This is a genomic window from Terriglobus aquaticus (genome assembly GCF_025685415.1).
Taxonomy (GTDB): domain Bacteria; phylum Acidobacteriota; class Terriglobia; order Terriglobales; family Acidobacteriaceae; genus Terriglobus; species Terriglobus aquaticus.
On record NZ_JAGSYB010000001.1, the window covers coordinates 1095645 to 1122240 of the forward strand.

The 26596-nt window shown below is 61.8% G+C and carries 20 protein-coding genes; 11 read left to right on the top strand and 9 right to left on the bottom strand.

Annotation, left to right across the window (positions count from 1 at the left end):
* The first annotated feature begins 195 nt into the window (after positions 1 to 195).
* The gene (locus OHL12_RS04600) at positions 196 to 1758 is read left to right on the top strand and encodes a hypothetical protein (RefSeq protein ID WP_263412652.1); all 1563 of its coding nucleotides are present in this window, start codon (positions 196 to 198) and stop codon (positions 1756 to 1758) included.
* A gap of 49 nt (positions 1759 to 1807) precedes the next feature.
* Here OHL12_RS04600 and OHL12_RS04605 read toward each other — a convergent pair whose 3' ends face one another.
* Positions 1808 to 4120 (bottom strand): choice-of-anchor D domain-containing protein, encoded by a 2313-nt coding sequence (locus tag OHL12_RS04605; protein ID WP_263412653.1) that lies wholly within the window; start codon positions 4118 to 4120, stop codon positions 1808 to 1810.
* 209 nt (positions 4121 to 4329) lie between these two features.
* Here OHL12_RS04605 and OHL12_RS04610 point away from each other — a divergent pair, with 209 nt between their 5' ends.
* Together OHL12_RS04610 and OHL12_RS04615 are read left to right on the top strand one after the other, a co-directional pair.
* Positions 4330 to 5883: a S10 family peptidase gene (locus OHL12_RS04610; protein WP_263412654.1), complete on the top strand. Its 1554-nt coding sequence runs from the start codon at positions 4330 to 4332 to the stop codon at positions 5881 to 5883.
* 49 nt (positions 5884 to 5932) lie between these two features.
* Positions 5933 to 6532, top strand: coding sequence for a DinB family protein (locus OHL12_RS04615; protein ID WP_263412655.1), 600 nt, complete (start codon positions 5933 to 5935; stop codon positions 6530 to 6532).
* An 84-nt stretch (positions 6533 to 6616) separates the two neighbouring features.
* Here the strand turns inward: OHL12_RS04615 and treZ are convergent, their stop codons facing one another.
* Both treZ and OHL12_RS04625 read right to left on the bottom strand, forming a co-directional pair.
* On the bottom strand, positions 6617 to 8404 hold the full coding sequence (gene treZ / locus OHL12_RS04620; protein WP_263412656.1) for a malto-oligosyltrehalose trehalohydrolase: 1788 nt from the start codon (positions 8402 to 8404) through the stop codon (positions 6617 to 6619).
* A gap of 189 nt (positions 8405 to 8593) precedes the next feature.
* A complete protein-coding gene (locus OHL12_RS04625; protein ID WP_263412657.1) occupies positions 8594 to 8878 on the bottom strand; it encodes a hypothetical protein in 285 nt (94 codons plus the stop codon).
* 97 nt (positions 8879 to 8975) lie between these two features.
* Here OHL12_RS04625 and dnaE point away from each other — a divergent pair, with 97 nt between their 5' ends.
* Complete coding sequence (gene dnaE, locus OHL12_RS04630; RefSeq protein WP_263412658.1) at positions 8976 to 12503, top strand: DNA polymerase III subunit alpha; 3528 nt, start codon at positions 8976 to 8978, stop codon at positions 12501 to 12503.
* Positions 12504 to 12571: 68 nt separating this feature from the next.
* On the opposite strand, the gene OHL12_RS04635 is transcribed toward dnaE, so the two are convergent.
* The gene (locus tag OHL12_RS04635; protein WP_263412659.1) at positions 12572 to 13174 is read right to left on the bottom strand and encodes a DUF4136 domain-containing protein; all 603 of its coding nucleotides are present in this window, start codon (positions 13172 to 13174) and stop codon (positions 12572 to 12574) included.
* A gap of 209 nt (positions 13175 to 13383) precedes the next feature.
* Between OHL12_RS04635 and OHL12_RS04640 the strand changes: the two genes are divergently transcribed.
* The 4 genes from OHL12_RS04640 to OHL12_RS04655 all read left to right on the top strand — a co-directional run bounded on the left by OHL12_RS04640 (position 13384) and on the right by OHL12_RS04655 (position 16865).
* Complete coding sequence (locus tag OHL12_RS04640; RefSeq protein ID WP_344687956.1) at positions 13384 to 14226, top strand: acetyl-CoA carboxylase carboxyltransferase subunit alpha; 843 nt, start codon at positions 13384 to 13386, stop codon at positions 14224 to 14226.
* Positions 14227 to 14255: 29 nt separating this feature from the next.
* On the top strand, positions 14256 to 15302 hold the full coding sequence (locus tag OHL12_RS04645) for a hypothetical protein (RefSeq protein ID WP_263412660.1): 1047 nt from the start codon (positions 14256 to 14258) through the stop codon (positions 15300 to 15302).
* Positions 15303 to 15386: 84 nt separating this feature from the next.
* Positions 15387 to 16484 carry a DUF2845 domain-containing protein gene (locus OHL12_RS04650; RefSeq protein WP_263412661.1) on the top strand — a complete coding sequence of 366 codons (1098 nt, stop codon included), beginning with the start codon at positions 15387 to 15389 and terminating at the stop codon, positions 16482 to 16484.
* 201 nt (positions 16485 to 16685) lie between these two features.
* On the top strand, positions 16686 to 16865 hold the full coding sequence (locus OHL12_RS04655) for an Rcat domain-containing protein (RefSeq protein ID WP_263412662.1): 180 nt from the start codon (positions 16686 to 16688) through the stop codon (positions 16863 to 16865).
* Between the two features lie 82 nt (positions 16866 to 16947).
* Here the strand turns inward: OHL12_RS04655 and pyrF are convergent, their stop codons facing one another.
* A complete protein-coding gene (gene pyrF, locus OHL12_RS04660) occupies positions 16948 to 17655 on the bottom strand; it encodes an orotidine-5'-phosphate decarboxylase (RefSeq protein WP_263412663.1) in 708 nt (235 codons plus the stop codon).
* Between the two features lie 62 nt (positions 17656 to 17717).
* Between pyrF and thiD the strand changes: the two genes are divergently transcribed.
* From thiD to thiS, 3 genes are all read left to right on the top strand, one after another.
* The gene (gene thiD, locus OHL12_RS04665) at positions 17718 to 18560 is read left to right on the top strand and encodes a bifunctional hydroxymethylpyrimidine kinase/phosphomethylpyrimidine kinase (protein WP_263412664.1); all 843 of its coding nucleotides are present in this window, start codon (positions 17718 to 17720) and stop codon (positions 18558 to 18560) included.
* Positions 18561 to 18622: 62 nt separating this feature from the next.
* Complete coding sequence (locus OHL12_RS04670) at positions 18623 to 18940, top strand: hypothetical protein (protein WP_263412665.1); 318 nt, start codon at positions 18623 to 18625, stop codon at positions 18938 to 18940.
* A 133-nt stretch (positions 18941 to 19073) separates the two neighbouring features.
* Positions 19074 to 19226 (top strand): sulfur carrier protein ThiS, encoded by a 153-nt coding sequence (thiS, locus tag OHL12_RS04675; protein WP_317889834.1) that lies wholly within the window; start codon positions 19074 to 19076, stop codon positions 19224 to 19226.
* Here thiS and OHL12_RS04680 read toward each other — a convergent pair.
* The 4 genes from OHL12_RS04680 to OHL12_RS04695 form a co-directional block, all read right to left on the bottom strand.
* The gene (locus OHL12_RS04680) at positions 19196 to 20383 is read right to left on the bottom strand and encodes a glycosyltransferase family 4 protein (RefSeq protein WP_263412667.1); all 1188 of its coding nucleotides are present in this window, start codon (positions 20381 to 20383) and stop codon (positions 19196 to 19198) included. The genes thiS and OHL12_RS04680 overlap by 31 nt on opposite strands.
* A 112-nt stretch (positions 20384 to 20495) precedes the next feature.
* Positions 20496 to 21962 (bottom strand): efflux transporter outer membrane subunit, encoded by a 1467-nt coding sequence (locus OHL12_RS04685; protein ID WP_263412668.1) that lies wholly within the window; start codon positions 21960 to 21962, stop codon positions 20496 to 20498.
* Positions 21959 to 23368 carry an efflux RND transporter periplasmic adaptor subunit gene (locus OHL12_RS04690; RefSeq protein WP_263412669.1) on the bottom strand — a complete coding sequence of 470 codons (1410 nt, stop codon included), beginning with the start codon at positions 23366 to 23368 and terminating at the stop codon, positions 21959 to 21961. The genes OHL12_RS04685 and OHL12_RS04690 overlap by 4 nt, the downstream gene beginning before the upstream one ends.
* Entirely contained in the window at positions 23361 to 26543 is a 3183-nt protein-coding gene (locus OHL12_RS04695; RefSeq protein WP_263412670.1) for an efflux RND transporter permease subunit, read from the bottom strand. The genes OHL12_RS04690 and OHL12_RS04695 overlap by 8 nt, the downstream gene beginning before the upstream one ends.
* Between the last annotated feature and the right edge of the window lie 53 nt (positions 26544 to 26596).

Here is a 26596-nt window from a genome sequence, read left to right on the forward strand (position 1 = left end):
AGCGACGCATGCTGCGACCGCAAGAAGAGAAAGACGCAAAGCCATAGCTGGCAGTGTAGAGGAGATGGCATTCGGCTGGCCCGCGAAGCGCGACGGCGCAGTGGCGATCAAGGCGGTGTCAGCGAGGTTTGCAACGATATTCGCAACTGTACCTGCCGGACCCTATACTCGCTGTGCTCTGGAGGCTCCGCTCTGATGAACACCGTAAGACTTCTATGTATGCCGGCAGCGATCGGCTTTGCTGCAGTCGCGCTTGGCCAGACGAAGTTGCAGCCCGGCACGATGAAAGCAATCGCAGAGGTGAGCCCGCGCTTTGTGTCGTACAACATCGAAGCGGTTGAGGTGACCGGTGGACGCTTCTGGAAGCCGTACGGAAGCACAGCCAAAGAGACGCAGCAGTCCACGAACACGCCCGGAGCGATGGACCCAAGCCTGTATGAATACAGGCCGCCGATCGATCTCTCGAATCCCAAGCTGCGAAAGCTGGCAGCAGCGCTCGGGCCGTCGTACCTGCGCGTGAGCGGTACGTGGCGGAACTTCACCTATTTTCAGGATGACGATCAACCGCCAGCTCAGACGCCACCGGCCGGCTACAACGGTGTGATGACGCGCGCGGAGTGGAAGGGCGTGATCGACTTCGCACGAGCGGTGGAGGCCGACCTTGTGACCTCTGTGGCAGTCAGCGCCGGAACTCGCGATGCGGAAGGGAACTGGACGCCTTCGGAGGCGAAGAAATTCTTCGCCGCGACAAAGACCATGGGCGGCCATATTGCCGCAACCGAGTTTATGAATGAGCCGACGTTTCCCGACATTGGCGGAGCCCCGAAGGGCTACAACGCCGCGCAGTACGGGGCCGACGCGAAAACCTTCGGCGAGTTCCTGAAGCGCGAGGCGCCCGATACACGGTACCTGGGGCCAGGTAGCGTAGGAGAGGACATGCAGCTTGCGCCAGCGGGCACCCCCGTCAGTCTGCGCATTCGCATGCTGGACACCCATGATCTGATGGCGGCGAGCGGGCCCATCTACGACGTGTTCTCGTACCACTTCTATCCCACGGCTTCCAGCCGCTGCCTTGGAGCGAACGCCACCAAGCCCGACGTGGTGCTGACGAACGATTGGTTCCAGCGCAACGTGACGGTCTACGACTTCTACGCGAAGATTCGCAATGCATCCCTGCCGGGCAGAGAGGTGTGGCTGACCGAAACCGGAGAGGCAGGATGTGGTGGGGATCCATGGTCCTCGCAGTTTGCCGATACCTTCCGCTTTGTCAATCAGCTTGGGTCGTTGGCGCAGCGAGACGTGAAGACAGTCATGCAGAACACGCTGGCGGCAAGCGACTACGCGTTCCTCGATCCGACGACACTCGACCCGCGGCCGAACTACTGGGCCGCCGTGCTTTGGAAGCGGCTGATGGGAACAGAGGTGCTCGACCCCGGCGTGCCTTCGACCGCTTCGCTGTATGTGTATGCGCAATGCCTGCGCGACCGCAAAGGTGGGGTGGCGGTCGTTGCCCTGAATACCAGTCGCGAGGCGGCGGAAACTCTGGACGTTCCAACCAAAGCGGAGCGGTACACGTTGACCTCTCGCGATCTGTTCAGCTCGGTCGTGATGTTGAATGGACAGAAGCTGACGGCGGCACCGGACGGTGCGCTCCCGGAGATGAAAGGCACTGCCGCCCAACAAGGTACGGTCTCGCTTCCACCTGCGAGCATCACCTTCCTGACCATGGCGACGGCGGGCAATTCGGCCTGTCGCTAAATGCGGAGCGCAACGGGTGCCTTAATCCGTTGCGCCTTGTTGCTTCTGCCTAGTGCTGCTTCACCGTGAGCTGGTAAGTGCTGCTGTGCGTCAGGAAGCCGTCACTGGCGGTAAGGGTCACGGTATACGCTCCCGGTGGTGTGTAGACGGAGTTCTGGTTGGGGATCTTTCCCGAGCAGCCGGACAACAAGGAAGCGGTACACCACAAGCCCACGCAAAGGATGCCCAACCGGGCGAGTTCCGGATACTTACGACGCAGGCGCAGGAGCCCTGCAACCGAAAGCGCAGCGGCCAGGGCCGTCCAGAGAGATGTGTGACCGTAGCCGACCAGCGTGTACTGCGACGCGGTGCTGACGGAGCTCTGGACCGACACCGGTGCAGAGAGCGCCAGGGTGGAGGCGCCCGTAAGAGAACAACTAGAAACCGGCACCGTGCTGGTACAGGTGAGCGTTACGGGTGCGCTAAAGCCGGCGATGCCTGCTAGGTTGATCACGTTCGGATCGCTGAGGCCGGCGAACACGGAATCGCTGTTGTGCTGAAACGCCACCGAGAAGTCGACGCCATTGCCGGTAAGCGTAATCGACGCGCCGACGGCCGGCGCGATCGAGCCACTACGAGTTCCGGATGCCGTGGGAGTAAAGGTGACGTACAGGTTGCAGGTCGCGCCCGCGGGCAGGGTGGTGGGGCAATCCGTGGACGTGTGATAGTCCCCGGAAACAGCCAGCGACGGGAACGGCAGCGGACCGGGTGCCTGGTTGGTGATCTGAATGGCCTGGGTGGCCGACGCGCCAACGTCCAGGTTGCCGAAGTTGAGCGAAGTCACTGAAGTTCCGAAAGCCTGGACGCCGGTGCCGGTCAGTGTTGCGGCAAGAGAAGTTCCGGCAAAAGTAGCGGAAAGGGCTCCGGTTCGGGCGCCCAACGCCGTGGGCGTGAACACGACGCTAAGGGTGCATGTGGAGCCAGCCGGAACGGAGTTGCACGTGTTCCCGGCCACTGAGAAGTCACCCGTCGTACTGGCGGTAGTCAAGCTTGAGTTGAAGACCGAGTTGTTGGTAATCGAGAAAGTCTTCGCGGCGGAAGCGAAGCCCACCGCCTGATTACCGAAGTCGGCTGAGGCTGGTGCGATGGTAGCCGGGCCGCCGTTGTTGGACAGGTCGAAAAGGCTGTACTCCAGCAGCTTCTCCTGCGGAGTCATGCTCGTCGCGGTATCGCACTCGGTCGGGAAGGTCTTGCCGCGCGAGGTACCGGTGTTCTCCACGTGGTACTCGTTGAACAGAACGCGGCCGCACTGATTGTTGGTCTGTCCGACCGGAGTGGCGAACGTGAACTGCATCACGTTGTTCGTGGAGTTCAATGTCAGCCACACCTGGGTGGGCGGGTTCACTCCATTCAGATCGTTCCTGGTGGTCTGCAGGTCGATCTGTCCAGGCGTGCTGGATGCTCCCACCAGCGATAGCCAACGGGTCAGGGTCACGCCACTGCCAAAGTTGGGATTGACCGTCGCTGGGCCGTTCGCGAGTGAGCTGCTGGCCCCGCGCCAGTTCGCAACGGTGTCAAAGGGTGGGTTGTGATACATCCACTCGTAGGCGTAGTGGCTTGCGTAAACGCGTCCACCCGCGTTCGCGTACGTGACAAGGTTGCTGAGTTGCGCGGCAGGCTCGTTGAACGCGTTACCTTCGCACGGCAGCATCAGCACGTCGTACCCATTCAGCGTGGTCTGACTGCCGAGCAGCGTCGCGGCACTGGTGGTCCCGGCGTCGATGGTAGCGCCGGGCGCGTTTGCGGCAGCGAAGACCTGGATGCGTCCCGATCCGCCTCCGTCGGTGAACTCCGAGTCCGCGATGCCGACCTTGCGCAGTACGCACTCTACCTGGTCCGCGTTGCCGGTCAGCACCGCGAACTTGGGGATATCGCCCTCTGTCTGATTGGTGGGGAAGCGGGCCCCGTTGACTACGGTGTTCGTGCAGGCGGTTGTCTGCGGGATCGTGATCTGGCGACGCCACTTGCCGGCAACAATTACCAGAGGGATGTTGGTGCCGACCGGGACGTTGCCGATCGAGAAGGTTCCGTCCGGGGCGGTAAATGTACCCACCAGCGGCGATCCGGATGGCAGAGCCCCGGGTACCGGGCATGAGACGCCCGCGGGAAAAGCACCGACCACTGCATTCGGAATGTAAACCGTAACGTTCGGGATGGGATCGGTGCCGTTGGGCGCATACACCGTGCCGCTGATGCTGGTAGTTCCGCCAGACGGACATTGCACCTGTTGCTGGCAAAGACCGGTGCACGGAGCCGAAGAAGTCTGCCCCTGCAGGGCAAGCGGGACCAGAGAGATGGCAAGGCCAAAGCGGGACAAAGTCATAGGCAGAACACCCGAGCCATTCAGGCTGGTGATTTACGTGCGGTCAGACGGTGAGTGGAGCATACTGCACGAAACGCCGGATGGACAGCGGCTGCAAGGGAAGCGGGTATTTGCCAAAGCTGAGGAGGATTGCGCTGATGGTGTTTGCGTCAGTGCACCGCGTGCGAGACACTGAGCGCAAACCTTTCTAGTTGTGGAGATTGCCTGTGATGCGAAGCGGTTCCCGCCGCCCTATGTTGTGCGGCCTGTTGGCTGGATCCATGCTGCTGGGGCATGTGGCCTTTGGACAGCAGCCCAATCCGGATGAACCCGGCAAGGCCACCGATGCGAACAGGGAAAAGCCGCTACCGGTGCCCGCGGAAATTGCAAGCACGACGAAACATGATCTTCTGCTGAACGGACGGACGATTCACTACACCGCGGCGGCCGGGAACCTGTTGATTGCGGACGAGAAGGACAAGCCGAACGCAAGCATCTTCTACACGGCTTACACCGAGGATGGTGCCGACCCTCGCACCCGGCCAGTCACCTTCTTCTACAACGGCGGCCCCGGCGCGGCGTCGCTGTGGCTCCATATGGGATCGTTCGGTCCGGTGAGGGTGGTTACGGAATCCCCAAACCCGACCGGTCCTGCGCCGTTCAAAGTAGTGCCGAACGATTCAAGTCTTCTGGATAAGTCAGACCTTGTCTTCATCGATGCACCGATGTGCGGTTACTCCCGCGCGGTCGGCACGGGAAAGGTCAAGGACTTTGCCGGAGTCGACCAGGACGTTGCGGCCTTTCACAAGTTCATCGTCAAGTACCTGACGCACACGCAGCGGTGGGCATCGCCGAAGTACCTGTTTGGCGAAAGCTATGGAACGCCGCGATCGGCAGCGCTGGTCGCCTCGCTGCAGGACGACGGACTCGAGTTCAACGGTGTGGTGCTGCTGAGTTCCATCCTGAACTACGGTGTTCGCACGCCGGGCTATGACCTGACCAGCATGGTGTACCTGCCGAGCTATGCCGCGATTGCCTGGTACCAGAACAAGGTGCCACATACGGGAACGCTGGAGCAGTTTGTGGAGCAGGCCCGCGAGTTCGACCGCACCGTCTACATGCCTGCGCTGGCGCAGGGTGACCGCCTCTCCGCAGCACAGATGAACGACATCGCGGCGAAGCTTTCCGGCTTCACCGGTTTGAGCGTGCAGTGGCTGAAGGAGGCGAAGCTGCGCATTGACCCATCCCGATTTCGCAAGGAGTTGCTGCGCGATCAGGAGCGCACCATGGGTCGCTATGATGCTCGCTTTCTCGGCTATGATTTCGACGCTGCCGGGGAGAATCCTGGCTATGACCCGTCGGATACGGGCATCAGCGGAGCGTATGTGGCTGCTTTCCATGACTACGCTCAGCGCGAGCTGAAGTACATGAGCGAGGAACCGTTCTACCTAAGCGGTCCTGGCGTAAATGAAGCGTGGGAGTGGAAGCACAAGGCAGCAGGAAGCCGGGGGCAGGCGCAGGCTGTGCCTGATACCGCGGTCGACCTGGCGGACGCCCTGCGAAAGAATCCGCACCTGAAGGTGTATAGCGCGAACGGCTGGTTCGACCTGGCAACTCCGTTCTACGAAACGGAATGGGACCTGGGCCACATGAGTCTGCCCGAGGCCATCAAGGGCAACGTGGAGTTCGGGTATTATCCGGCGGGGCACATGGTGTACCTGAATGTGGACGCGCTGAAGCAGTTCAAGGTGGACCTGAGCAAGTGGTACGACGAACGGAAGTAAGGCGTCGCGCAACGGGGAATCGGCTCAACGGCAGTACAGGAGAGAAGTTATGTGTCGGATCGGATGTGTATTGGCAGGAACGTTGGCGCTGTTCTCAGTAACTGCACCCGCACAGCAGCGGGACTACAAAGACACCTACACGGCTGCCGATGCAGGGAAGGCGATCGCGCCGGCTGCGGCTTTGGACGTGATGCTAACGCAACTGGAGGTGCAGGTGATTCGTGCGGCGGAGGCGATGCCGGCGGAGAAGTACGGCTTTGCTCCCAGCACTGCAAACTTTGCGACCGGCAGTCCGGCGAAGTTCGACGGGGTGCGTACGTTCGCACAGCAGGCGACGCACCTTATCAGCGCCAACTATTACTTCTACTCGACATTGGGCAAGACCAAGCCGCCCGTGGACATGCAAGCCATGAGCAAGCTGAGCGGCAAGGAAGAGATCGTCGCTGCGCTCAAGCAGAGCTTTGCCTTCGCGCATACCCAGATCGGTACCGTGACCAATGCCAATGCCTTTACCGCGATCGAAGGCGCCGATGGCATGCATACACCTGCGACGCTGGCTGCCTTCGGTGTTGCGCATGGCTACGACCACTATGGGCAGATGGTGGAATACCTGCGTATGAACGGCATCGTCCCGAGCGGCAGCAAGTAGCGCGCTCTCATCACTCAAAGCAAACGAGCCCGCGTGAATGCGGGCTCGTTGCTTGGGTGCTGACACGGTGACCTGTGCGGGCAATTACGGCTTGCCGCGGCTCGCAACTTCGCGGTCCTCGAAGCTCTGCCGGGAAGACATAAACACCGCGAACGTCATGGGAGGCAGATCGAGGGAGTTGTTCTGCACCGTCAGACCTTCCCGGGACACGAGAGTCAGCCGTTCGCCCTCCAACAAGGTGAAGGAATACGGCTTGCTTCCAAGGTTTGCGGTAATTCGTGCCTCCTCACGCTGATACACGAGAACGCGCTGGTCCTCATCGCAGGAAACGCGAAGGTGGTTCAAGTCTCCGTCATTCAGACACACATGGCTGCGCCGCAACCGAATGAGGCTCTTGACCCAGTTGAGCATCTCAGCGTGCTTGCCCTCGTTTACTTCGTCCCAGTTCAGCTTTGAAGCCTCGTACGTCGCCTGATCTTCGGGATCCGGCACGTCGTCGCCGAAACCGAATGCGGCGAACTCCTGCCGGCGACCCTCGGCGACCTGCTTGCGAAGCTCTTCATCCTCGTGGTCGGCAAAATACAGGAATGGCGTGGAAGCAGCCCACTCCTCTCCCTGAAACAACATGGGGACATACGGCGCAGTGAGCAGCAGACCTGCCGAGACCTTGGCAGCATCCAGGCCGACGAGATGTTCAATGCGCTCGCCTTTCGCACGATTTCCGACCTGGTCGTGGTTCTGGTCGAAGTGGATGAAATGGTGCGCGGACAGGCCGCTTGGTGGACGGCCGTGCTTCCGCTTGCGGAAGTCGGAATAGTTTCCGTCATACACATAGCTCTGCTGGAGCGACTTCTTGAGGTCTGCTAACTCTCCGAAGTCAGCGTAGTAGCCCGCTTCGCCCTTCTCGGGTGTGTACAGCAGGCTGAAGAGCGAGTGGTGAAAGTCGTCGCTCCACTGCGCGTCCATGCCGTAGCCGTTGGCCTCGCGCGACCGGATGATCCGCGGGTCGTTCAGGTCACTCTCTGCGATCAGGAAAAACTCTCGCGTCAACGTGGAACTGAGCCGTTCTACCTCTGTCGAGATTTGCTCAAGAAAGTGAACCGAGGAGAGATCGATGAAGGCGTGAACCGCGTCGAATCGCAGCCCGTCGCAGTGGTAATCCTTCAGCCACATGAGCACACTGTCGACGAAGAAGCGACGTACCTCGTCCGCACCTTCACCGTCCAGGTTCACGGCTGGACCCCAGGGCGTCTTCCGGTCATCGTTCAGGTAATTGCCAAATTTGGTCGTGTAGTTGCCAACCGGTCCAAAGTGGTTGAAGACTACGTCCAGAATGACGCTGAGGCCGTTCGCATGACAGGCGTCGACGAAGCGCTTGAATCCATCGGGGCCGCCATAGGGCTCGTGCGTGGCGAAGAGGGCCACGCTGTCGTAGCCCCAGCCCTGCTTGCCGGCCCACCCGGCGATAGGCAACACTTCCACGTGGGTGATTCCAAGTTCAGCCAGATACTGCAGGTGGGGAATGGCCCCGTCGAAAGTGCCTTCCTTGCTGAACGTGCCGACGTGCAGCTCATAGATCACCGCACCGGTCTTTGGAGCGCCGCGCCATAGCTGGTCGTGCCACTCGAACTTGCTATGGTCGTACAGTTCAGAAAGACCATGCACACCGTCCTGCTGCCGCAGGCTGCGCGGATCGGGGTACGGTTGTGGGTCGTCGTCCAACAGAAAGGCATAACGATCTCCACACTCTGCCTCCGGAACCTCCAGGGTCCACCAGCCACGCTTGCTGGGACCCTCCATCGGCAAAACCTTGTCGCTCCACTGCAGGGACATCTTCTGGGCTTTAGGCGCCCAAACTCCAAAGCGATGCACTCCATCAACCTCCGTCAACTTGCCTAGTTTGAGTGCGCGAGAGCTTTTGCAGTTTGTCTCTGGACCCGGTTCATAAAGCTTTGTTGCGCGACGATTTACGACACAGTCGACGTGAGACGGACTCTGTTGAAACCGGACAGAAGCGACTGTCGCAAGCTGGCAAGCGATCCCCGCATCCGCTAAGCAGAGTTATCGGGAGTCGCTCACGGCCGGCCTGCTCGCCGATGGCCTGTCGCAATCGCCGTGCTCCACTGCCTGCATCTTCTGGAACTCGCGGATGGCGTGGTCATGCTCAGCCTGGCACTCCCGCATCTTTGCGGGATTGCCAGCCGTCGCGGAGGCGGGACAATCCTGCTCGTACTGCTTGAAGGCGAGGTCCACTGCCTGATGCTGCTGATCTTTGGCCAGGTGACGATTGCGGCAGCCAGCCAACATCAACACACCGACAGCCAGGATCAACACGCGAGAGTGCATGGTGGGCGCCTCGCGACTGAGTGTACGCGCCCCAACCAGAGTTTGGGACGGGTTTTCAAGAGCGCTTACCACACTCGCGCGGACCTAGAATCGAGGCATGGCCGCCGACTTCACCCACCTGCACCTGCACACCGACTACAGCCTGCTGGATGGCGCCTGCGACGTGGATAAGCTGGCCGCGCACCTGAGCAAGCTGGGCCAGACCGCGGCGGCCATGACCGACCACGGCAACATCTATGGCGCGGTGCACTTTGCCGATGCGATGGGGAAGAAGGGCATCAAGCCGATCATCGGGTGCGAACTGTACCTGTCGCAGACCGCGGATCACCGCGAGATGAGTGGCGGATATAACCACTTTCTTGTGCTCGCGGAAAACGATGAGGGCTACCGAAACCTAGTACGGCTCACCAGCGAAGCCTCGCTGCACGGCTTCTATCGCAAGCCGCGCGTGTCGAAAGAGTTCCTCGCCAAGCACACCGAAGGCCTGATCGGCTTCAGCGGCTGCCTCGCAGGTGAGTTGAACCAGCAATTGATGAAAGACAAGTACGAGGAAGCCAAGAAGACCGCAGGCTTCTTCCGCGAGATCTTCGGCAAGAACAACTTCTTTCTCGAGATTCAGGACCACGGTCTGGAGCCGGACAAGGGAGTCTGCGAGCAGCTTTTCCGCATGGAGAAGGAACTCGACATCCCGCTAATTGCGACCAACGACGCGCACTACGTTGCGGGCGACGACTCACGCGCGCACGAGATCCTGCTGTGCGTGCAGACGGCGGCCAGCATGAACGACCCGAACCGTTTCCGCTTCGACACGCAGGAGTTCTACATCAAGAGTGCGGAAGAGATGTACCGCACCTTCGCCGGACACGAGGAAGTCTGCAGCCGCACTATGCAGTTTGTGGATCGCTGCAATGTGAAGCTGCAAAAGGTCGGCAATCCATTCCCGCAGTTTGAGGTACCCGCGGGCGAGTCGCTGGACAGTTATTTCGAGCAGGTGTGCCGGCAGGGCCTGCGCAAGCGCTTCGATACCGCGATCGCGTTCCTGGAGTCGCGGGGCATCCTGAAGCACACGCGCGCGGAGTACGAGCAGCGACTGAATCGCGAGCTGGACTGCATCAAGGCCATGAAGTTCCCCGGCTACTTCATGATCGTGTGGGACTTCATCCGCTATGCGAAGGAACAGAACATCCCCGTAGGCCCTGGCCGCGGATCGGCAGCGGGATCGCTGGTGGCCTATGTGATGGAAATCACGGACATCGATCCGCTGCAAAACGAGTTGCTGTTCGAGCGCTTTCTGAATCCGGAGCGCGTCAGCATGCCGGATATCGATATCGATTTCTGCATGAACCGCCGCGGCGAAGTGATCGAGTACGTGACGCGCAAATACGGCCGGGAACAGGTCGCGCAAATCATCACGTTCAACACGATGGCCGCGAAGGCGGCGATCAAGGACGTGGGCCGCGCGCTAGACATGCCGTACGGCGAGGTGGACCGCATCGCCAAAATGATTCCGCCGACCATCGGCATCACCATCGAACAGGCGCTGAAAGATTCGCCGATGCTGTCGCAGGCGTATGAGCAGCAGCAGCCCGTGCGCGAAGTGATCGATGCTGCCATGCGGCTGGAAGGCCTGGTACGCGGTGCGGGAGTGCACGCCGCTGGAGTGGTGATCGCACCGCAGCCGCTGACCGAACTTGTACCCGTGACGCGCACCAAGGACGAGGGCATCGTCACGGCCTACGACATGAAGGCCGTCGAGAAGATGGGCCTGCTCAAAATGGACTTTCTTGGGCTCACCACGCTGACGGTTATCGATGACTGCCTGAAGCTGATCAAGCTCAATCGCGGCGAAGACGTCGATATGGCCAAGGTGCCGCTGGATGATCAGGAGACTTACGAGCGCGTCTTCCACAAAGCACTGACGAGCGGCGTCTTCCAGTTTGAATCGGGCGGTATGCGCGACGTGCTGCGCCGCTACAAGCCGACCACCGTCGAAGATCTGACTGCGCTCAACGCGCTTTACCGTCCGGGCCCGATCCAGGGCGGCATGATCGACGACTTCATCGAGCGCAAGTGGGGAAGGCGCGCGGTCGAGTACCTGCTTCCCGACCTGGAGCCGCTGCTGAAGGAGACGCTGGGCGTCATCGTGTACCAGGAGCAGGTGATGCAGATTTCGTCTGCAATCGCCGGCTACTCTCTGGGCGGCGCCGACCTGTTGCGCCGCGCCATGGGAAAGAAAGATCCTGAGGCGATGGCCAAGCAGCGCGACCTCTTCATGGCCGGCGCAGCAGAAAAGAAGCATCCCAAAGACAAAGCCGGCCAGCTGTTCGATCTCATCCTGCAGTTCGCGGGATACGGCTTCAATAAGTCTCACTCAAGCGCATACGCTTTGCTGGCGTACCACACCGCCTGGCTGAAGACGCACTACCCCGTCGAGTTCATGGCGGCGCTGCTGACCAGTGAAACCAGCAAACCTGAGAACGTGGTGAAGTACATCGGCGAGTGCAGGGAACTGGGCATTACGGTGCTGCCGCCGGATGTGCAGATCTCAGACGCGAACTTCACTCCGGCGGGCGATTCGATACGCTTTGGCCTTGCTGCGATCAAGAACGTGGGAGGCAACGCAATCGAGACGATCACCACGTCACGCAAGGCTCTGCAGGCGGAAGGCAAGCCGGGCTTTGCCTCACTGTGGGAGTTCTGCGAGAAGGTCGAACTGCGTCTTCTGAACAAGCGCGTGCTGGAGTCGCTGGTGAAGGCCGGCGCGATGGATGCCTTTGGTTCTCGCGCCCGGGTGTTCGCCGCACTGGATTCTGCGATGGAGCGAGCCGCCAAGTCGCAGAAGGACGCCGCGAGCGGCCAGAGCGGCTTGTTCGGTCTCTTCGACGCGGGCACACCAGCGGCAGCCACGAGCAGTGCTGCCGACGATCTGCCCAAGGTGCCGGATTGGGACGAGCATACGCGCCTGCAAAACGAAAAGGAGGTGCTCGGCTTCTTTGTCAGCGGTCATCCAATGGATAAGTACCGCGAGAAGCTGCGCAACATGAAGGCAGTGGACACGGCAACCGCATGCGAGATGAAGCCGGAGCCGGTCGTCTTCCAGCGCGGCCAACGCGAGCCGCAGAACGAGATCTCAATAGCGGGCGTGATTACCGGCCTGAAGGTCGCAAAGTCCAAGCGCAGCGGCGAAATGTATGCCTCGGCGTGCCTGGAGGACACGGTCGGCAAGATTGACCTGATCGCCTTTCCCAAGGACTTCGAAAAGCTGCAGGAGAAGCTGAAGATCGACGTGCCGGTACTGGTGCGCGGGTCGCTGCGGGGGGAGGAAGACTCAGCACCGAAGTTGAGCGTCACCGCGATCACGGCTCTCGAGGACGTGCAGATCAAGCTGCCGGAGGCGCTGCGCATCAAGGTGCCGCTGCACCATCCTGATTCGGCACTGCTGGAAAAGCTGGCCAGCCTATTCCAGACGAGGCCGGGACCGGGCAAGCTGCTGCTAGACCTGGAGGAGCCAGGCGAGTTCTGCGCCGTACTTGAGCCGAGTGGGTTTTCGGTAACTGCGGACCGTCTCTTTATCGACCAGGTCGAGGAACTGGTCGGCGCTGGTGGAGTGCGCGTGATCAACTAGCGACCAGACCTGCAAAGAACGAACGCCCCGGGGTTCCCGGGGCGTTCTCGCTTTCATCCGATCCGATGTCAGCCAGCGCGATTGATCTTCGGCAGCTTGTCAAAGATCTTGTCCACTTCCTTCGCCGTCTTACGGTCGTTCGTGTCCGCGTGCTTCGTGGAGAACTCGTCAGAAGCTGTTCCGCGGAAGACAAGCTGGTGCGTCCGCGTGTCATACATGTCGACCGCCAACGTGCCTACCGGAACCGTCTGTGAGCGGGTGGTGGCAACGCCCTCACCGCCCCATCCCCAACCGCGTCCGCCCCAACCGCCCCAGCCCCAACGACCGCCCCAGCCGCCGTAACCCCAGCCGGGTCCCAGGCCGTCGTAGAAGGTCGTGTACTCCTGCGCGTTCTGCACATTGCTAATCGCGGTGATCGCCACATCGCCGCCCTGGGGAACTTCCTGCCAGCCGCGATCGCGCAGCGAAGCTTCGATGTCAGAGCGAAGACGGCTCTCCATTAGGGGGTCACCAGAGTGCAGGCGGTAGATGGAGAACGTGTGGTACTGCTTGAAGTCGGTGCTGTGGTTGTAATCGGTGTAGACCGAGGCCGCGGCCGCCACGGCCGCCGTTCCAAGTGCAAGGGTGGCTGCCAGTGCAGCCGAAGCCAGACGCTGATGTGCTGTCTTCATCTCAACTCCTTTGGCCGCCGGTACTTCTGCTTCGGCGGCGTACCAGAGATTTGATGGAGTGACGCGGGAAAGGCAGCTTCTCAGGCGTGACGTGGCGCGCATGGCGCCGCCCGCGCCTGTCAACGGCATGCGGCTCAGCTTGGGTACATGATCGGACTTGAGTACGCCGCACATCAGAGACCCTGAGCGTAGAATGCACTCGAGAGCACATGGCAGAAATGGAAGCAGTTCGGCCCCCTGAAACCAACGAGGCGTGGCGTAAGACCGAGGTAGCTCGCAACCCGCAGCGCCTGCACCCTATGGATTACCTCGAAGCGATCTTTACGGATCACCAGGAACTGCATGGCGACCGCGGCTTCAGCGACGACTGCGCCATGTACTGTGCCATGGCACGGCTGGACGGATCGCCCGTCATGGTCGTCTGCAATCGCAAGGGCCGCACCACCAAAGACCGCATGCGGTACAGGTTCGGATCGCCGGAGCCGGAGGGCTATCGCAAGGCTCTGCGCGCCATGAAGCTTGCTGAAAAGTTTGGCCGCCCCGTCATCACGCTCATCGACCTTGCCGGCGCGTACCCCGGTTTGGGTGCGGAAGAACGTGGGCAGGGCGAAGCGATCGCCCGCAACCTCATCGAGATGTCGCAACTGCGTGTGCCGACCATCGCCTTGATTACGGGCGAGGGTGGCTCGGGTGGAGCTCTTGCCCTCGCCGTTGCGGATCGCGTGCTCATGCTGGAGAATGCCATCTACTCGGTGATCTCGCCGGAAGGTTGCGCCTCGATTATGTGGAAGGATTCCGGCAAGCGCCAGAAGGCGGCCGCGGCGCTCAAGTACACCGCTCCCGATGTGCGTGCGCTGGGCTGCGTGGATGACGTGGTAGCTGAGTCGGCCGAAGGCAATCCGGAGGAGGGCATTGCCTTGGTCGCGCAGGAGCTGAAGAAGCACCTGTCCGCGCTGGAGCAGCAATCATTGGATGACCTGCTGGAACAGAGGTACACCAAGTTCCGGAACATCGCGCAGTTCTACACAATCGACACTGTGACGCAGTCCTAGGCGGGAACCAGCCTATGGAGCGACAACACGTGCCCACGTCCGCCGGCGGTGCCGCACCTGCGACAGGCAACAATACAGCCGGTCGAGCAGCCGTCACGTTTCTGCTGTGTGCCATCTACTTTTCAGGCACGATGGCACTGACAGGCGTGCTCACCCACATCGTCGACGTGCTGCGGCCGGGCGGCTCGGGCCCACTGCTTGGACCGCTGTTGAACCTGGTCCTGCTGGTTGCCGGATTACTTGCGATCGCCCGGATGCGCGTGCCGGAGTTGCGGCCGCTGAGCGCTCTTGGGCTGGTGCGGCGACCCTCTGCGACGCGGGAAGCTGGCCTGGGCGCGGCAGTGGGATGGGCCATCGCGGTTGCCCTTGTATTGCCCGGAGTCCTGCTCCTTCGAATGCGGAGCAGTTTGTCGCTGGATGGCTTCCACCTGGGCGCCGCAACTGCCTCGATCCTGGCGCTTCTACTCTTTGTGCTGGCCCGTCAACTGGTGCTCTGCGGCCTGCCATTTCAGGCTTTGAGCCGAGCTACCTCACCCACCTTCGCCACAATCGCCTTTGCGTGTGTGGCGGCGCTGCTCACGTCGTACACGGCAGGTGCCGACGGGGCAGAGGCGATCGTCGCCTCCATGGCGCAGGTAGTCTTCTGCCTCGCCGCTGCGCGCACGCGGGCGATCTGGTTGGGTGGCGCGTTGCAGTTCGTGTGGGGGCTTTGCATCACGGAGCTCTTCGGTTTGCCCTCGTTCCTTTGGCCACCCGCAACCAGCCTGGTGCGCAGTGGCATGCAGGGTCCGCGCTGGCTTACCGGAGACGGATTCGGCCCGGAAGCTACGCTCTGGGCAGTTCCCATTGTCATTCTGAGCGCGATTGCAGTGTGGCGGCTTACACGCGACTACGCGTGGTACTACACCTTCGACCCGATTACTGGCGCAGGGTACCCGATGGATGTTGCTCCGCCGCCCGAGCATACGCGCATGGAACAGGCGAGCCAGGCGGCACCGTTGATCCAGATCGGCGGCATCGGATCGCATCCGGGATCTCCCGCCTCTTCGGCCGGAGACACAGAACCGCGCATTTAGACGGGCCCGCTGAAGCAGGCGCAAGGCGGCAGTTGCAAAGTACCTCGATTCGGCGCTACAGTCGTGTGCATCGAGGGTCTGCTTATGCGTTTTCTTCGCCTTTGCACGTTGCTGGCAGGTACCGCCGCAAGCGCGTGGCTGGGCGCGCAAACGCCGGGTCCGCAACCACAACGGGATGTCTTCGTCGTGGGCCGGGAGACCGCCATTGGGAACCCGCTCGAAGGCTTTCATCCGACTCGGGTGGATCTGCCGAGCGGGGAGTTGGACTTGGCCGCTCGCCGCGACCTGGTTCGCATGCTGCTGGCCGAAATGGGCTTTGCGCATCTGCCGCTGCCGTTGGGTGCGCCGGGTTTGGAGCTGCATGCAAATGGTCGCCTGACCGTGAGCCCGGCGGACCTGCAGAAACGACTCTACGAGAAGGGAATGTGCGCCGACCGCGGCGATCGAGTGATGGTGACGGATCTTCATTTTGAGAGAGACCGCATCCTGATCGATGTGAACGGCGGACCCTATCTGCCACACCGCTTCCTGCGGCACATTTCCGTGAACGATATTCCACTCGCAGGAGACGGTCAGGTGGGGGAGCATGCCACCGGAACTCGCATCGCCCTGTTGTTTGAAGGTCCGGTGCCGCACCTGACCGCTGCAGAACTGAAAAGCCTGCTGGAGCCGCTGCTCGATTTCGGGGTGAAATCCGGGGAGCAGGCCTACGCAGACACCCTGCCCGCGCCCATCAAGCAGGCCATTGAAGAACACCGCATCCTGGTCGGCATGAACAAGCGCATGGTGCTTGCGGCCGCGGGACAGCCGGAAAGCAAGATGCGAGAGCGTGCCGCGGACTCCACCACCGGCGAGGTCTTCGAGGAGTGGGTCTACGGTCATACGCCACAGACGATCCGGTTTGTCCGCTTCCGTGGCGATCGGGTCATCCTGCTGAAGACCGGTGCGCTGGGCAAGCCGCTGGAAACGCGGGACAAGGACGAACTTGCAGACTACCGGGATCCTTCACGGACGAGAACCGTGGCCTTAGGCGGCGATGCACCGGCAGACGAAGATCGCAAAGCGCCTTCGCTGCGGACCGATGCCGAGAACAATTCGCAGGGCAAGGCCGCGGACTCGAAGCCGGCACCTTCCTTGAACTCCGGTAACTCGAAGATCGGCGCGCAGATCGCGTCCCGATAGTGCCGCCCGATCCGGAGATGGGCCAGGCAGGATATTGGTCGCAACAACCGAGACCTCACCCGCTGGTGATACCCTAGAAGGGTTGCGCGAGAGAGAAGCTTGACCCTCCTTGGTCCGGCGGCTCGTTCGTGATCCCTGAATCACAGCACTCGCGAATCACGATTTCACTGAGCCGCTCTGCGGCCAAGAAGAGGAACACCAATGGCAAAGATTGCCAAGACTGGCGACCGTAAGAAGGTCATGGATACCACCCGCAGCACCGACTGTCCGAAGTGCGGAAAGCCGACGCGCGTGGCAAAGCGCGTGAAGGACCGGGAGCGCGGAACACCGGGCGGCATGTACATCTCCTGCTCGGCCTGCGACTTTTTCGAGCGTCTCTAGTAGAAGTTTGGAACTAATGAAAGCCCGGCCTTGTGCCGGGCTTTCGTGCATTGGTTGCACCAGCTCCGGGGCCGAAGCGACATCAGGAACGAAAGGCGGTGTCCATCTCCAGAAGCAGGGCGCGCGCTGCCTGCAACGGGTCGGACGCGCGAGTGATCGGTCGGCCCACGACCAGCATCGACGCGCCATCGATGGTCGCCTGCCGCGCAGTCGCAGTCCGGCTCTGATCGTCTGCCGCGGCGTCCGCCGGTCGAATGCCGGGAACGACCGTGATCTTCGGAAATACGATCTCGCGCATGGCCGCGACCTCTTGCGGTGAACACACGATTCCATGCGCGTTTGCGAGCATTGCCATGGTCGCCAAGCGACGAACACGGCGCTCCGGCGGCAGGTAGGAACCGGTGGCCCGCAGTTGTTGCTGATTCATGCTGGTCAGCACGGTAACGGCAATGATCTTCAGGCCCGGCGAAGTTTCGGCGGCAGCACTTACCGCAGCCTGAACCATGGCAGGGCCACCCATGGCGTGGATAGTCAGCAGATCCGGCCCCAGGCGCGCCACGCTGCGTACCGCGCCCGCAACCGTGTTAGGAATATCGTGCAGCTTCAGGTCCAGGAAGACGTGCTTGCCTTTGCCGCGGAGTTCCTCCACGATGCGGCCACCCTCCGCCAGGTACAACTCCAGTCCTACCTTGTACCAGAGGACGTCGTGGCCCAGGCTGTCCACCAGCGCAAGCGCCGGCGTTCGCTCCGGATAATCCAGTGCCACAATTAGGCGTTCACGTGCGGCCATACCAGCAGTGTACGAGGTACGTCCGCAAGAACCGGGCGATCATACGGGCTATCCTGAAAGCCGTGAGCACCGAGCACATGGATGGGCGGCCGCAACGCAATCTCACGGCGCTGAGCATCGCTGGCTTCGATCCAGGTTCAGGAGCCGGGATCACGGCAGACCTGCTTACGTTCGCGCAATTTGGTGTGTTCGCCACCTCAGCGATCACGGCCCTTACCGTGCAGTCGACGCGTGGCGTTCGTCGCGTGGAGCCGGTGAGCGCCGATCTGCTTCATGACACCCTGCAAGAGCTGGAGGCCGACCTGCCCGCCGATGGCATTAAGGTTGGCATGCTCGGCAGCGCGCCGCAGGTGGAGGTGGTCGCGCGATTTTTGCAGCAAGTACGTTCCAAGCGGCCAATCACGGTAGTGCTGGACCCGGTTCTCGTGTCCAGCTCCGGAGCTATCCTGCTGGACCCTGCGGGGCTTGGCGCAATGCAGCGCGAGCTGCTGCCGTTCGTCGATGCGGTCACTCCAAATGCACCGGAAGCGGCGGTACTGACCGGAATGCCGTGCGCTTCAGAGCTCGACGCTGAGCGTTGCGCCGCTGAACTGTGTGGTCGGTATCCCAAATTAGTGCCGGTGGTGACAGGCGGGCACCTGGAGCCACCCAGCGATCTGGTCCTCTGGGAAGGCTCGCCAACCTGGATCGCCGGCAGAAGATTGCAGTCCCGCTCTACGCACGGTACGGGATGCGTGTTTTCCAGTGCTCTATTGGCGGCTTTCCTCCATAAGGGAGATTGGCTAGCTGCGGCTCGGCAGGCGAAGGCTTTCGTGACTGCCGCGATGCAGAATGCCACTCCCCGGGGCAGCGGGTGCGGGCCCTTGAACCTGCTCGGAAAGCCGAAGCCGATATCGGCCAGCTAGACCGCTCATGCAAATACGAGGCTGGCCGATAGGGAGGGAACAGCCGTCAAGGAGTTCTCACCATGGCCACACCTGCCGTTCTTCGCCTGCCCACTATCTCGATCACCGCGACTCCGCCCTTGCCTCCGTTGCAGCCGCGTCCGGCTCGCCGCCGCACCACGCCTCAGCAGGGTCGTGCGCTGGAGGTGCTTGGCCATGCAATCGAGTACCTGGTCGACTCGCGCTTGGTGGAAGGCGGTCCGAACGTCGCAGAGAACCGCGCAATCCGCATGCTCATGGGGTGCTCCCGCACAGTGTTTGAGGAGGCGGCGGAGATCGTCCCGGTTCATCAACGACTGCAGGACTGGGTGCAGGGCCGGCTGCGTAAGCGCCACGCCTGAGCCGCGTCACAGCAGAAGCGGGCAGCGCAGACCGGTTTGCTAAAGTTGTGCTTGAGGTGAACCCCTGTTGAGACTGACGGTGAACGGACTTGACCGGGACTTCCGAGAACTGCAGCAGGACGCGACGATCGCAATGCTGGTGTCCGAATTAGGATTTCGACCGGACCGGGTCGCATTGGAGCAGAACGGCAGCATCGTTCCGAGAACACGTTGGGCCGAAGCGCCTGTCCGGGAAGGTGACCGGCTGGAAGTGGTTCACTTTGTTGGCGGAGGGCTGCCGGGCTGACGCCCACTGCCCGTAAGCGACTCCAGAAGCGCCTCCCATTTGCTGCCGTATTCGTGCCAGCCTCCCAGGTGTTGCACCCGAAGCAGCGCTGCAGCACGCAAACGCTGTTGCAGTTCGGGATCATCGGCCACCTGCTGCATGCGCGCGGTAAGCGCGTCAATGTCGCGGATCGGAACGATAAACCCTTCCTGTCCGTCGCTGAACAGATCGGCGGCGCCAGTGTTGGTCGAGGCAAGCACCGGACATCCACAGGCCATCGCCTGCCCCTGCACCAACGCAAGACCCTCTTCGATCGACGGCAGGACGAACAAGTGGCTCCCTGAGAGGATGGCGGGCAGCTCGGTCTGCGGCAGAAGACCGAGAAACTCAACGTGCTCTGTAGGCAAGGTCTGCAGCAGCGCGCGCATCTCCTGCGACACGGCTCCGACCACGCGCAGCCGCTTGGCAGGGTGCTGTACGCGCTGGAAAGCCTGCAGCAGGTATGGAAAGCCTTTGCGCAGACTGACACCGCCGACAAACACCACCTGAAACGTATCGGCTTGCGGTTCGCTCACCGGCTGGAAGCGATCCAACCGCACCCCGTATGGAATGCAATGGAGCTTCTCGCGCGGAACCCCCATCTCCACGAACGATTCGAGGGCAAAGGTAGAGGGAACCGTGATCGCGTCAGCCTGATCGTAGATGGCCTCTTCGCGCACCGTATCGCGGGGATCGCTGACGCGCCGGTCCACTCCCCAGCGGCGGTACTCCTCCGCGATCACTTGCTCTTGGTATCGCTGATGCGAGGAGCCGCGATCGCACACGAAAACGCCCCCACGCCGCTGGACGAGTTGTCCTGTCTTGAGCGCCGATCCGGAGATCGCAACGAGAGCGTCGCACTCGGGAAGCCTGCGTAACGTGTACTCGTCGAATAGAAGCGCGTTGGCGTAGCCGGTCTGGTCCGCAAGCCAGTCCGGCAGCAGGCCGTAGCGTCCCAGGATGAACTCGGGTGCGTGAATCCAGGGGAACGTGCCGACCAGATCGCGCGAGAGGCCTTCGCGCTGCACCCGCCGCCATGGCCACGTGGAGTAGATGCGCCGGAGATGACCGCGACGATGGAGCTCCCGAGCCAGGTCGAAGGAATGGAATACGCCAAAAACGGTCTGGACGATGCGCATCGGAGCCAGACCCGAGACTAACAGACCCATCCGGGGCGGCCGACATCCCACCCGGGCACCATCACCCGTTGCTCCGGGCGATGGTGCACCCAAGCGAGATGCGGTTAGGCGCTTACACCTTCGGCAACTGCGTCGTGTTCCAGCCACCACCCAGTGCCTTGATCAGAAGAACACTGGCATCGAGTCGCCGCTGCATGATCACGATTTCATTCCGCTGGTTGTTCAGGGCGGCTGTCTGATACGTGACCACCTGCAGGAACGTATCCACGCCACCCTGGTATCGAATCTCAAACAGGTTCTGCGATTCCTTCGCGGCGGTGGTTGCGGCGCGCTGCTGTTCCGCCTCGGTCTGCAGCACGCGCAACGCAGCTAGATTGTCCTCTACCTGTTGAAACGCGCTCAGCGTGGTCTGACGGTACTCCGCAACCGTTTGGTCGTACTGCGCCTGGCTCAGTTCCTTCAACGACCGGCGGCGGCCCCGGTCATACAGAACCTGCGACAGTTGCGGACCAACCGCGAAGTAGCGAGCAGGGAAGCTGAACCAGTTGAGAAGGGAATTGCCGATGAACCCACCGCTGCCACTGATGGTGAGCGTCGGATAATACGCTGCCTCCGCGATGCCGATCTGCTCGTTGGCGGCAGCCACGCGGCGCTCGTCGGCCGAGATGTCAGGCCGGCGCTCCAGCAGCTCCGAGGGGAGCGCGCCTGGGATGTTGGGCAGATCCGGGGCCTTCAGCGTTGGAGAGGTGGGCGGGATGGTAAGCTCCGCCGGCGCCTTGCCAATGAGCACCGCGATGGCATGTTCGTACTGCGCCCGCTGCTGTTCGAGGTCTGTGCGCTGCACGCGTGCCTGCTGCAATTGGGTTTGTGCCTGCGTGAGATCGCTGTAGGGCGAAACACCGCCCTGGTAGCGATCCTGGGTAAGCTGGACGGCCTGCTGGTAGACCTGGATGGTGCTGTCCAGCAGCGTCTCCTGCGCGTCTGCGCTCCGCAAGCCGAAATAGTCCATGGCGAGTTCAGCATGGAGGCTAAGCCGGGCGTTCTCCAGGTCACCCGCGGCTGCCTGCGCCTCTTCGCGGGCCTGCGTCACGCCACGACGGATGCGACCCCAAAGATCCACCTCGTAGTTCAAGTCCACCGGCAGCGAGAACACAGACACGCCGCTGTTCGCATTGGCTTGGTTGAAGTACGGCTGGTAGACCGAATCCCGAACGCCCTGAAGGCTAGGCGAGATCGCTATCTGCGGCCCGGACTGCGATCGTGCGAAGCCGATCTGAGTGCGAGCCGCACGGAAGTTGGCCTCGGCCGCGACCAGGGTCTGGTTTGCGGTGTCGACCTGCGGCTCCAGCGCATTCAGTTGCGGATCGCCAAACATCGTCCACCAGTCGCCCTTGAGCTGAGCAGCCGAAGGTGTACCGGCCTTCCAACCCTCAAACGATTGAGGTGGTGCCTCCTTGAACGCCGGAGCGGTGGCGGTTGGGGGCGGAGCGGTGTAGTTCGGACCCACGCGGCAACCGCCCACCAGCACAAGGCTGATGCTGGCCACCGCCGTGGCCAACTGGAGTAGGGAACGGTTCATCGCGCACCTCCCTGTGTGTCTGCCGCAGCCGCCGCGCTCACTTTGACGGGTTGGCCTTCTGCCAGCGAATCGGACGGGTTGAGAATGACCGAGTCGGAGGGATGCAGGCCTGCGGTGACCTCGACTGTGGCACCGTAATCATGCCCGATGCGGATCGGCTGCAGGTGGACATGCCCGCTCTGCACCACGCCTACCCGCAAGCCTTCGGAACGGAAGAGCAGTGCATTCGAGGGCAGCGTGAGCGACGCATTCATGGCGGGCACCGGCAGGTGGACGAAGGTATACGCGCCAGGCAATAGGCGCCGGCCCGGATTGTCCAGATCGACCTCAACGCGCAAGGTTCGCGTGGCCGGGTCGATCGAGGTGGCGTTGCGTGCAATGGTGCCCTGGAACTGTTCGCCAGGCAGAGCGTCGCTGGTCACGGTCACGCTGCCGCCATCGTGCACGTCTTGCGTGTAGACCTCAGGCACCGGAACAAAGACGCGCAGCCGATTCACGGACGCCATATGGAACAGCTCGCTATGTGGCGTGTTGCTGTCGCCGGCCTGAATGAGCGACCCGATGTCGACGTTGCGGGCAGTGACGATGCCATCAAAGGGCGCATAGATGCGTTCGAATCCCTGCATCTGCTGCAGCCTTCGCAGGTTCGCCTCGGCTGCTTCCAGCGTCGCCTGGCGGGCGTTCTTGTCGCTCAGCGCCTGGTCGGTTTCCTGCCGCGAAACAGCGTTCTTGGCCAGCAGGTCCTGCCAGCGCTTGGCCGTGACCTCCGCGATCTGCTCGTTGGCCCTTGCCGTGGATACCTGGGCCTGCGCCTGCTCCACCTGCTGATCCACTTCCGGCGTCTGCACCACGGCCAACAGTTGGCCCTTGTGCACGGTAGCGCCAATATCTGCGAACCACTTCTGCAGGTATCCGTCAGTACGTGAGTAGATAGGCGTGTCGATGAATGCCTCGGTGTTTGCCGGCAGCCGAAGCTCCTGGGAACGCGCGCCCAGGGTGGGGTGTGTGACCGAGACAGTCTCGATCGCGTTCTCGCGCGTCTCGGTCTTCAGCGACGACGCCGCCCGCACGCGGCTCAGCAGGCCGAGCGCGATGACCACAACCAGCGCGACACCCGCGACGGCCAGGGCGACAAAAGCTCCGCGGCCCAGCTTACGATTCGGATCGATGGTGACCGTTGGCCCCTCTGCATGGGTGCTGGCCACAGGTTCGTGCTCGCCGGCTTGTGGAGCGCCTTCGGCAGCTACGGCGGCGCGTTGCTGTTCTGTCTCGGACGGGACGGTGCCGCCGGGACGGATATCGTTCGCGTTCGCGCCCTCGTTCATCGCTGGCGTTCTCTCGTGGGAACTCAACGGAGCGTTGCCGCTCTCTGGCCGCGTCAGCGCGTAATCCTCAAAGTCAGGCATGGGCTACTTCTCCGGAAGTGGTACTGTGTGCAGATTCTTTCTTGCCCTTCGCGGCGCCATGCAGCATGGCGAACACGGCCGGCACAAAGGCAAGGGTGGCCACGGTTGCGCAAAGCAGGCCACCAATCACGGCGCGTCCCAGTGGCGCATTCTGCTCGCCGCCTTCGCCCAGGCCCATGGCCATCGGAACCATGCCGATGATCATGGCGAGTGCCGTCATGCATACGGGGCGGAACCGGGTCGCGCCGGCTTCGATCGCCGAAAGAACCGCGTCTCCGTGCTCGTCCAGGCGGATCTTGGCAAAGGAAACAACCAGGATGCTGTTTGCGGTGGCGACGCCCATACACATGATGGCGCCCATGAGCGCGGGCACGCTAAGCGTCGTGTGAGTGACAAATAGGAACAGAACGATGCCGGCCAACGCCGCTGGCAAAGCCGTGATGATGATGAAAGGGTCAAGCCACGACTGGAAGTTGACGACGATCAGCATGTAGACCAGCACGATCGCGAAGACCAGTCCACCCAGCAGCGCGGTGTATGACGTCTTCATCGTCTCGACTTGTCCGCGTAGATCCACAAAGGTGCCGCGCGGCAAAGCCTTGCGATGCCGATCGACAATGCGCTGCACGTCGTTCGCAACAGCACCCAGGTCGCGGCCCTGCACCGAGGCATAAATATCAACGACACGCCGGATGTTGTAGTGGTTTACCACGGCGGCCTCGTGCCCGCGCGAGATGCTGGTCAGGTCGCCCACGATCTCCGGCGTCGTCCGCTGCTGCGAGGTTACGGAGTTGACCGGAATGTTCTGGATGTCCTGCAGCGACGTCATGTTGTACTGCGGGTTTTGCGCGACCAGGTTGTAGTTCACGCCGTTCTTCCAGTTCAGAAAGAACATGGGCGTGAGCTGGAACGAACTGGAGAGGCTGTTCAACATGCTCTGCGAGATGTCGCGGGTGGTATAGCCACCCTGCTCAGCCTTGGTGCGCTCGATGTTCACGTCGAGCGTTGGGTAGTCCAGCGGTTGCTGAATGCGTACGTCGACCAGGCCGGGCACGTTGCGCAGTTCCGAAAGCATGCTTTGCGCCTGCGCGGTAGCGCCTTCCATGTCCGAGCTTTGGAACTGCACGTCGATCGGAGCCGGCAGGCCGAAGTTCAAGATCTGCGTCGTGATATCCGCGGGCAGGAAGTAGAACGTGGTGCCAGGAAACTGCCGGGGCAGCTTCTGCCGCAGCGCCGCAACGTAGTCGGCGGTGGGGTGATGCTTTTCCGTAAGCCCCACGAAAATGTCGCCGTCGCCCGCACCCACGATTCCGTTGGTCAAGTGCATGGTGTTCATGGCGCTGTAGGGCATGCCCAGGTTGTCCAGCACACTTTCAACTTCGCCAGGGGCCACAGTCTCCCGGATAGATTGCTCCACCTGGTCCGCCAGCCGCGCCGTCTCTTCAATGCGGGTGCCAGTCCTGGCGCGAATGTGCAGCGTGAACTGTCCCGAGTCGGAGCTGGGAAAGAAGTCCTGGCCGAGGAAGGGCACCAGCAGCATCGCCAACACGCATCCGCCCAGAAAGACGGGAAGGAATATGCGCCGCGACAGCACCAGCCGAGTCAACAGGAATTCGTAGCCGGAGCGAAGACGTTCGAACCCGCGTTCGAACCCTCGCTGGAAGTTGACCAGGGGATTGCGCGAGGGAGCCGTGTTCTTGTGGCGCAACAGGTACATGGCCAGCGTGGGCACCAGGGTTCGCGACAGGATGTACGACGCGATCATGGCAAAGATGACCGCCTCGGCCAGCGGCGCGAACAGATAGCGCGCAACACCACTCAGAAAGAACATCGGTAGAAACACGATGCAGATACAGAGCGTGGAAACGAGCGCAGGTACAGCGATCTGTGCCGCGCCGTCGAGAATCGCATCCCGCAGTTCGTAGCCCTCTTCCAGGAAGCGCTCAATGTTCTCCAGCGTCACCGTTGCGTCGTCGACCAGGATGCCGACCGCCAGCGCAAGTCCGCCCAGCGTCATCGTGTTGATCGTCTCGCCAAGGAAGCTCAGCACAATCACCGACGTGAGGATCGACAGCGGAATGGAGACCGCGATGATCAGCGTGGATCGCCACGATCCGAGGAAGAGGAGAATCATCAACCCGGTCAGCGAGGCCGCGATCACCGCCTCACGCACCACGCCAGAGATCGCTCCGCGCACGAAGACGCTCTGGTCGTTCAGCGGAGTCAGCTTCAGGCCCGCCGGGGCAATCTGCAGAGCTCGCGGCAATAACTTGTTGATGCCGGTAACAACATCCAGCGTGGACGCTGTGCCGGCCTTCAGCACAGACAAGAGAACGCCGCGATGGCCATCCTGGCGCACGATGTTCGTCTGGTACGCAGCGCCGCTGCTTACCGTGGCCACGTCGCGCACATAGACCATGGCGCCGTTCACCTGCTTGATCGGCATCAAGCTGATTTCGTCGATCGTGTGCGGCGCAGCATTGCTGCGAACGTCGTACTCCAGCGGTCCAATCTTCGCGGTGCCGCTGGGCATCACCACGTTCTGTGCGTTCATGGCGTTCAGCAGGTCACCCGGTGAGACACCCTTGGCCTGCATTTTCGCCTGATCCATGCTCACGGTGATCTGCGGCGATTTGCCGCCGTACGCCTGCGGCAGCACCGCGCCGGCGACCGTGACCAATTGCGGCCGCACGGTGTTCTGCGCAATGTCGTTCAGTTGCTGCTCGTTCAGGTTGTTGCCTGACACACCGATCTGCAGAATCGGAACGCTGCTGGCACTGAAGTTGATGATCTCCGGTGGGAGGATGCCCGGTGGCAACTGACGCAGCAGATACTGCGAGGCCGCCGTCACCTGTGCGTTCGCCGTGTCCAGGCTGGCGCCCGGCTGCAGGTAGATCTTGACCACCGAGGTGCCGTTGTAGCTAGTCGACTCGGTGTGCTGGATGTTGTCGACCAGCGTGGTCAGCGCCTTCTCGTAGGGCGTCGTCAGCCTGCCCTCAATCTCTTCCGCATTCAACCCGGTGTACTGCCACGCCACGGCAACCACCGGAATGTTGATGTTGGGGAAGATGTCGGTCGGCGTGCGCAGAATCACGACAGGGCTGAGGATGAGGATGAGGATCGCTAACACGATGAACGTGTATGGGCGATTCAAGGCGATTTTGACAATCCACATGCGAAAACCCCTGCCCAGCGGTCGACGTCATCGGAAATACCGCTGTCTCTATT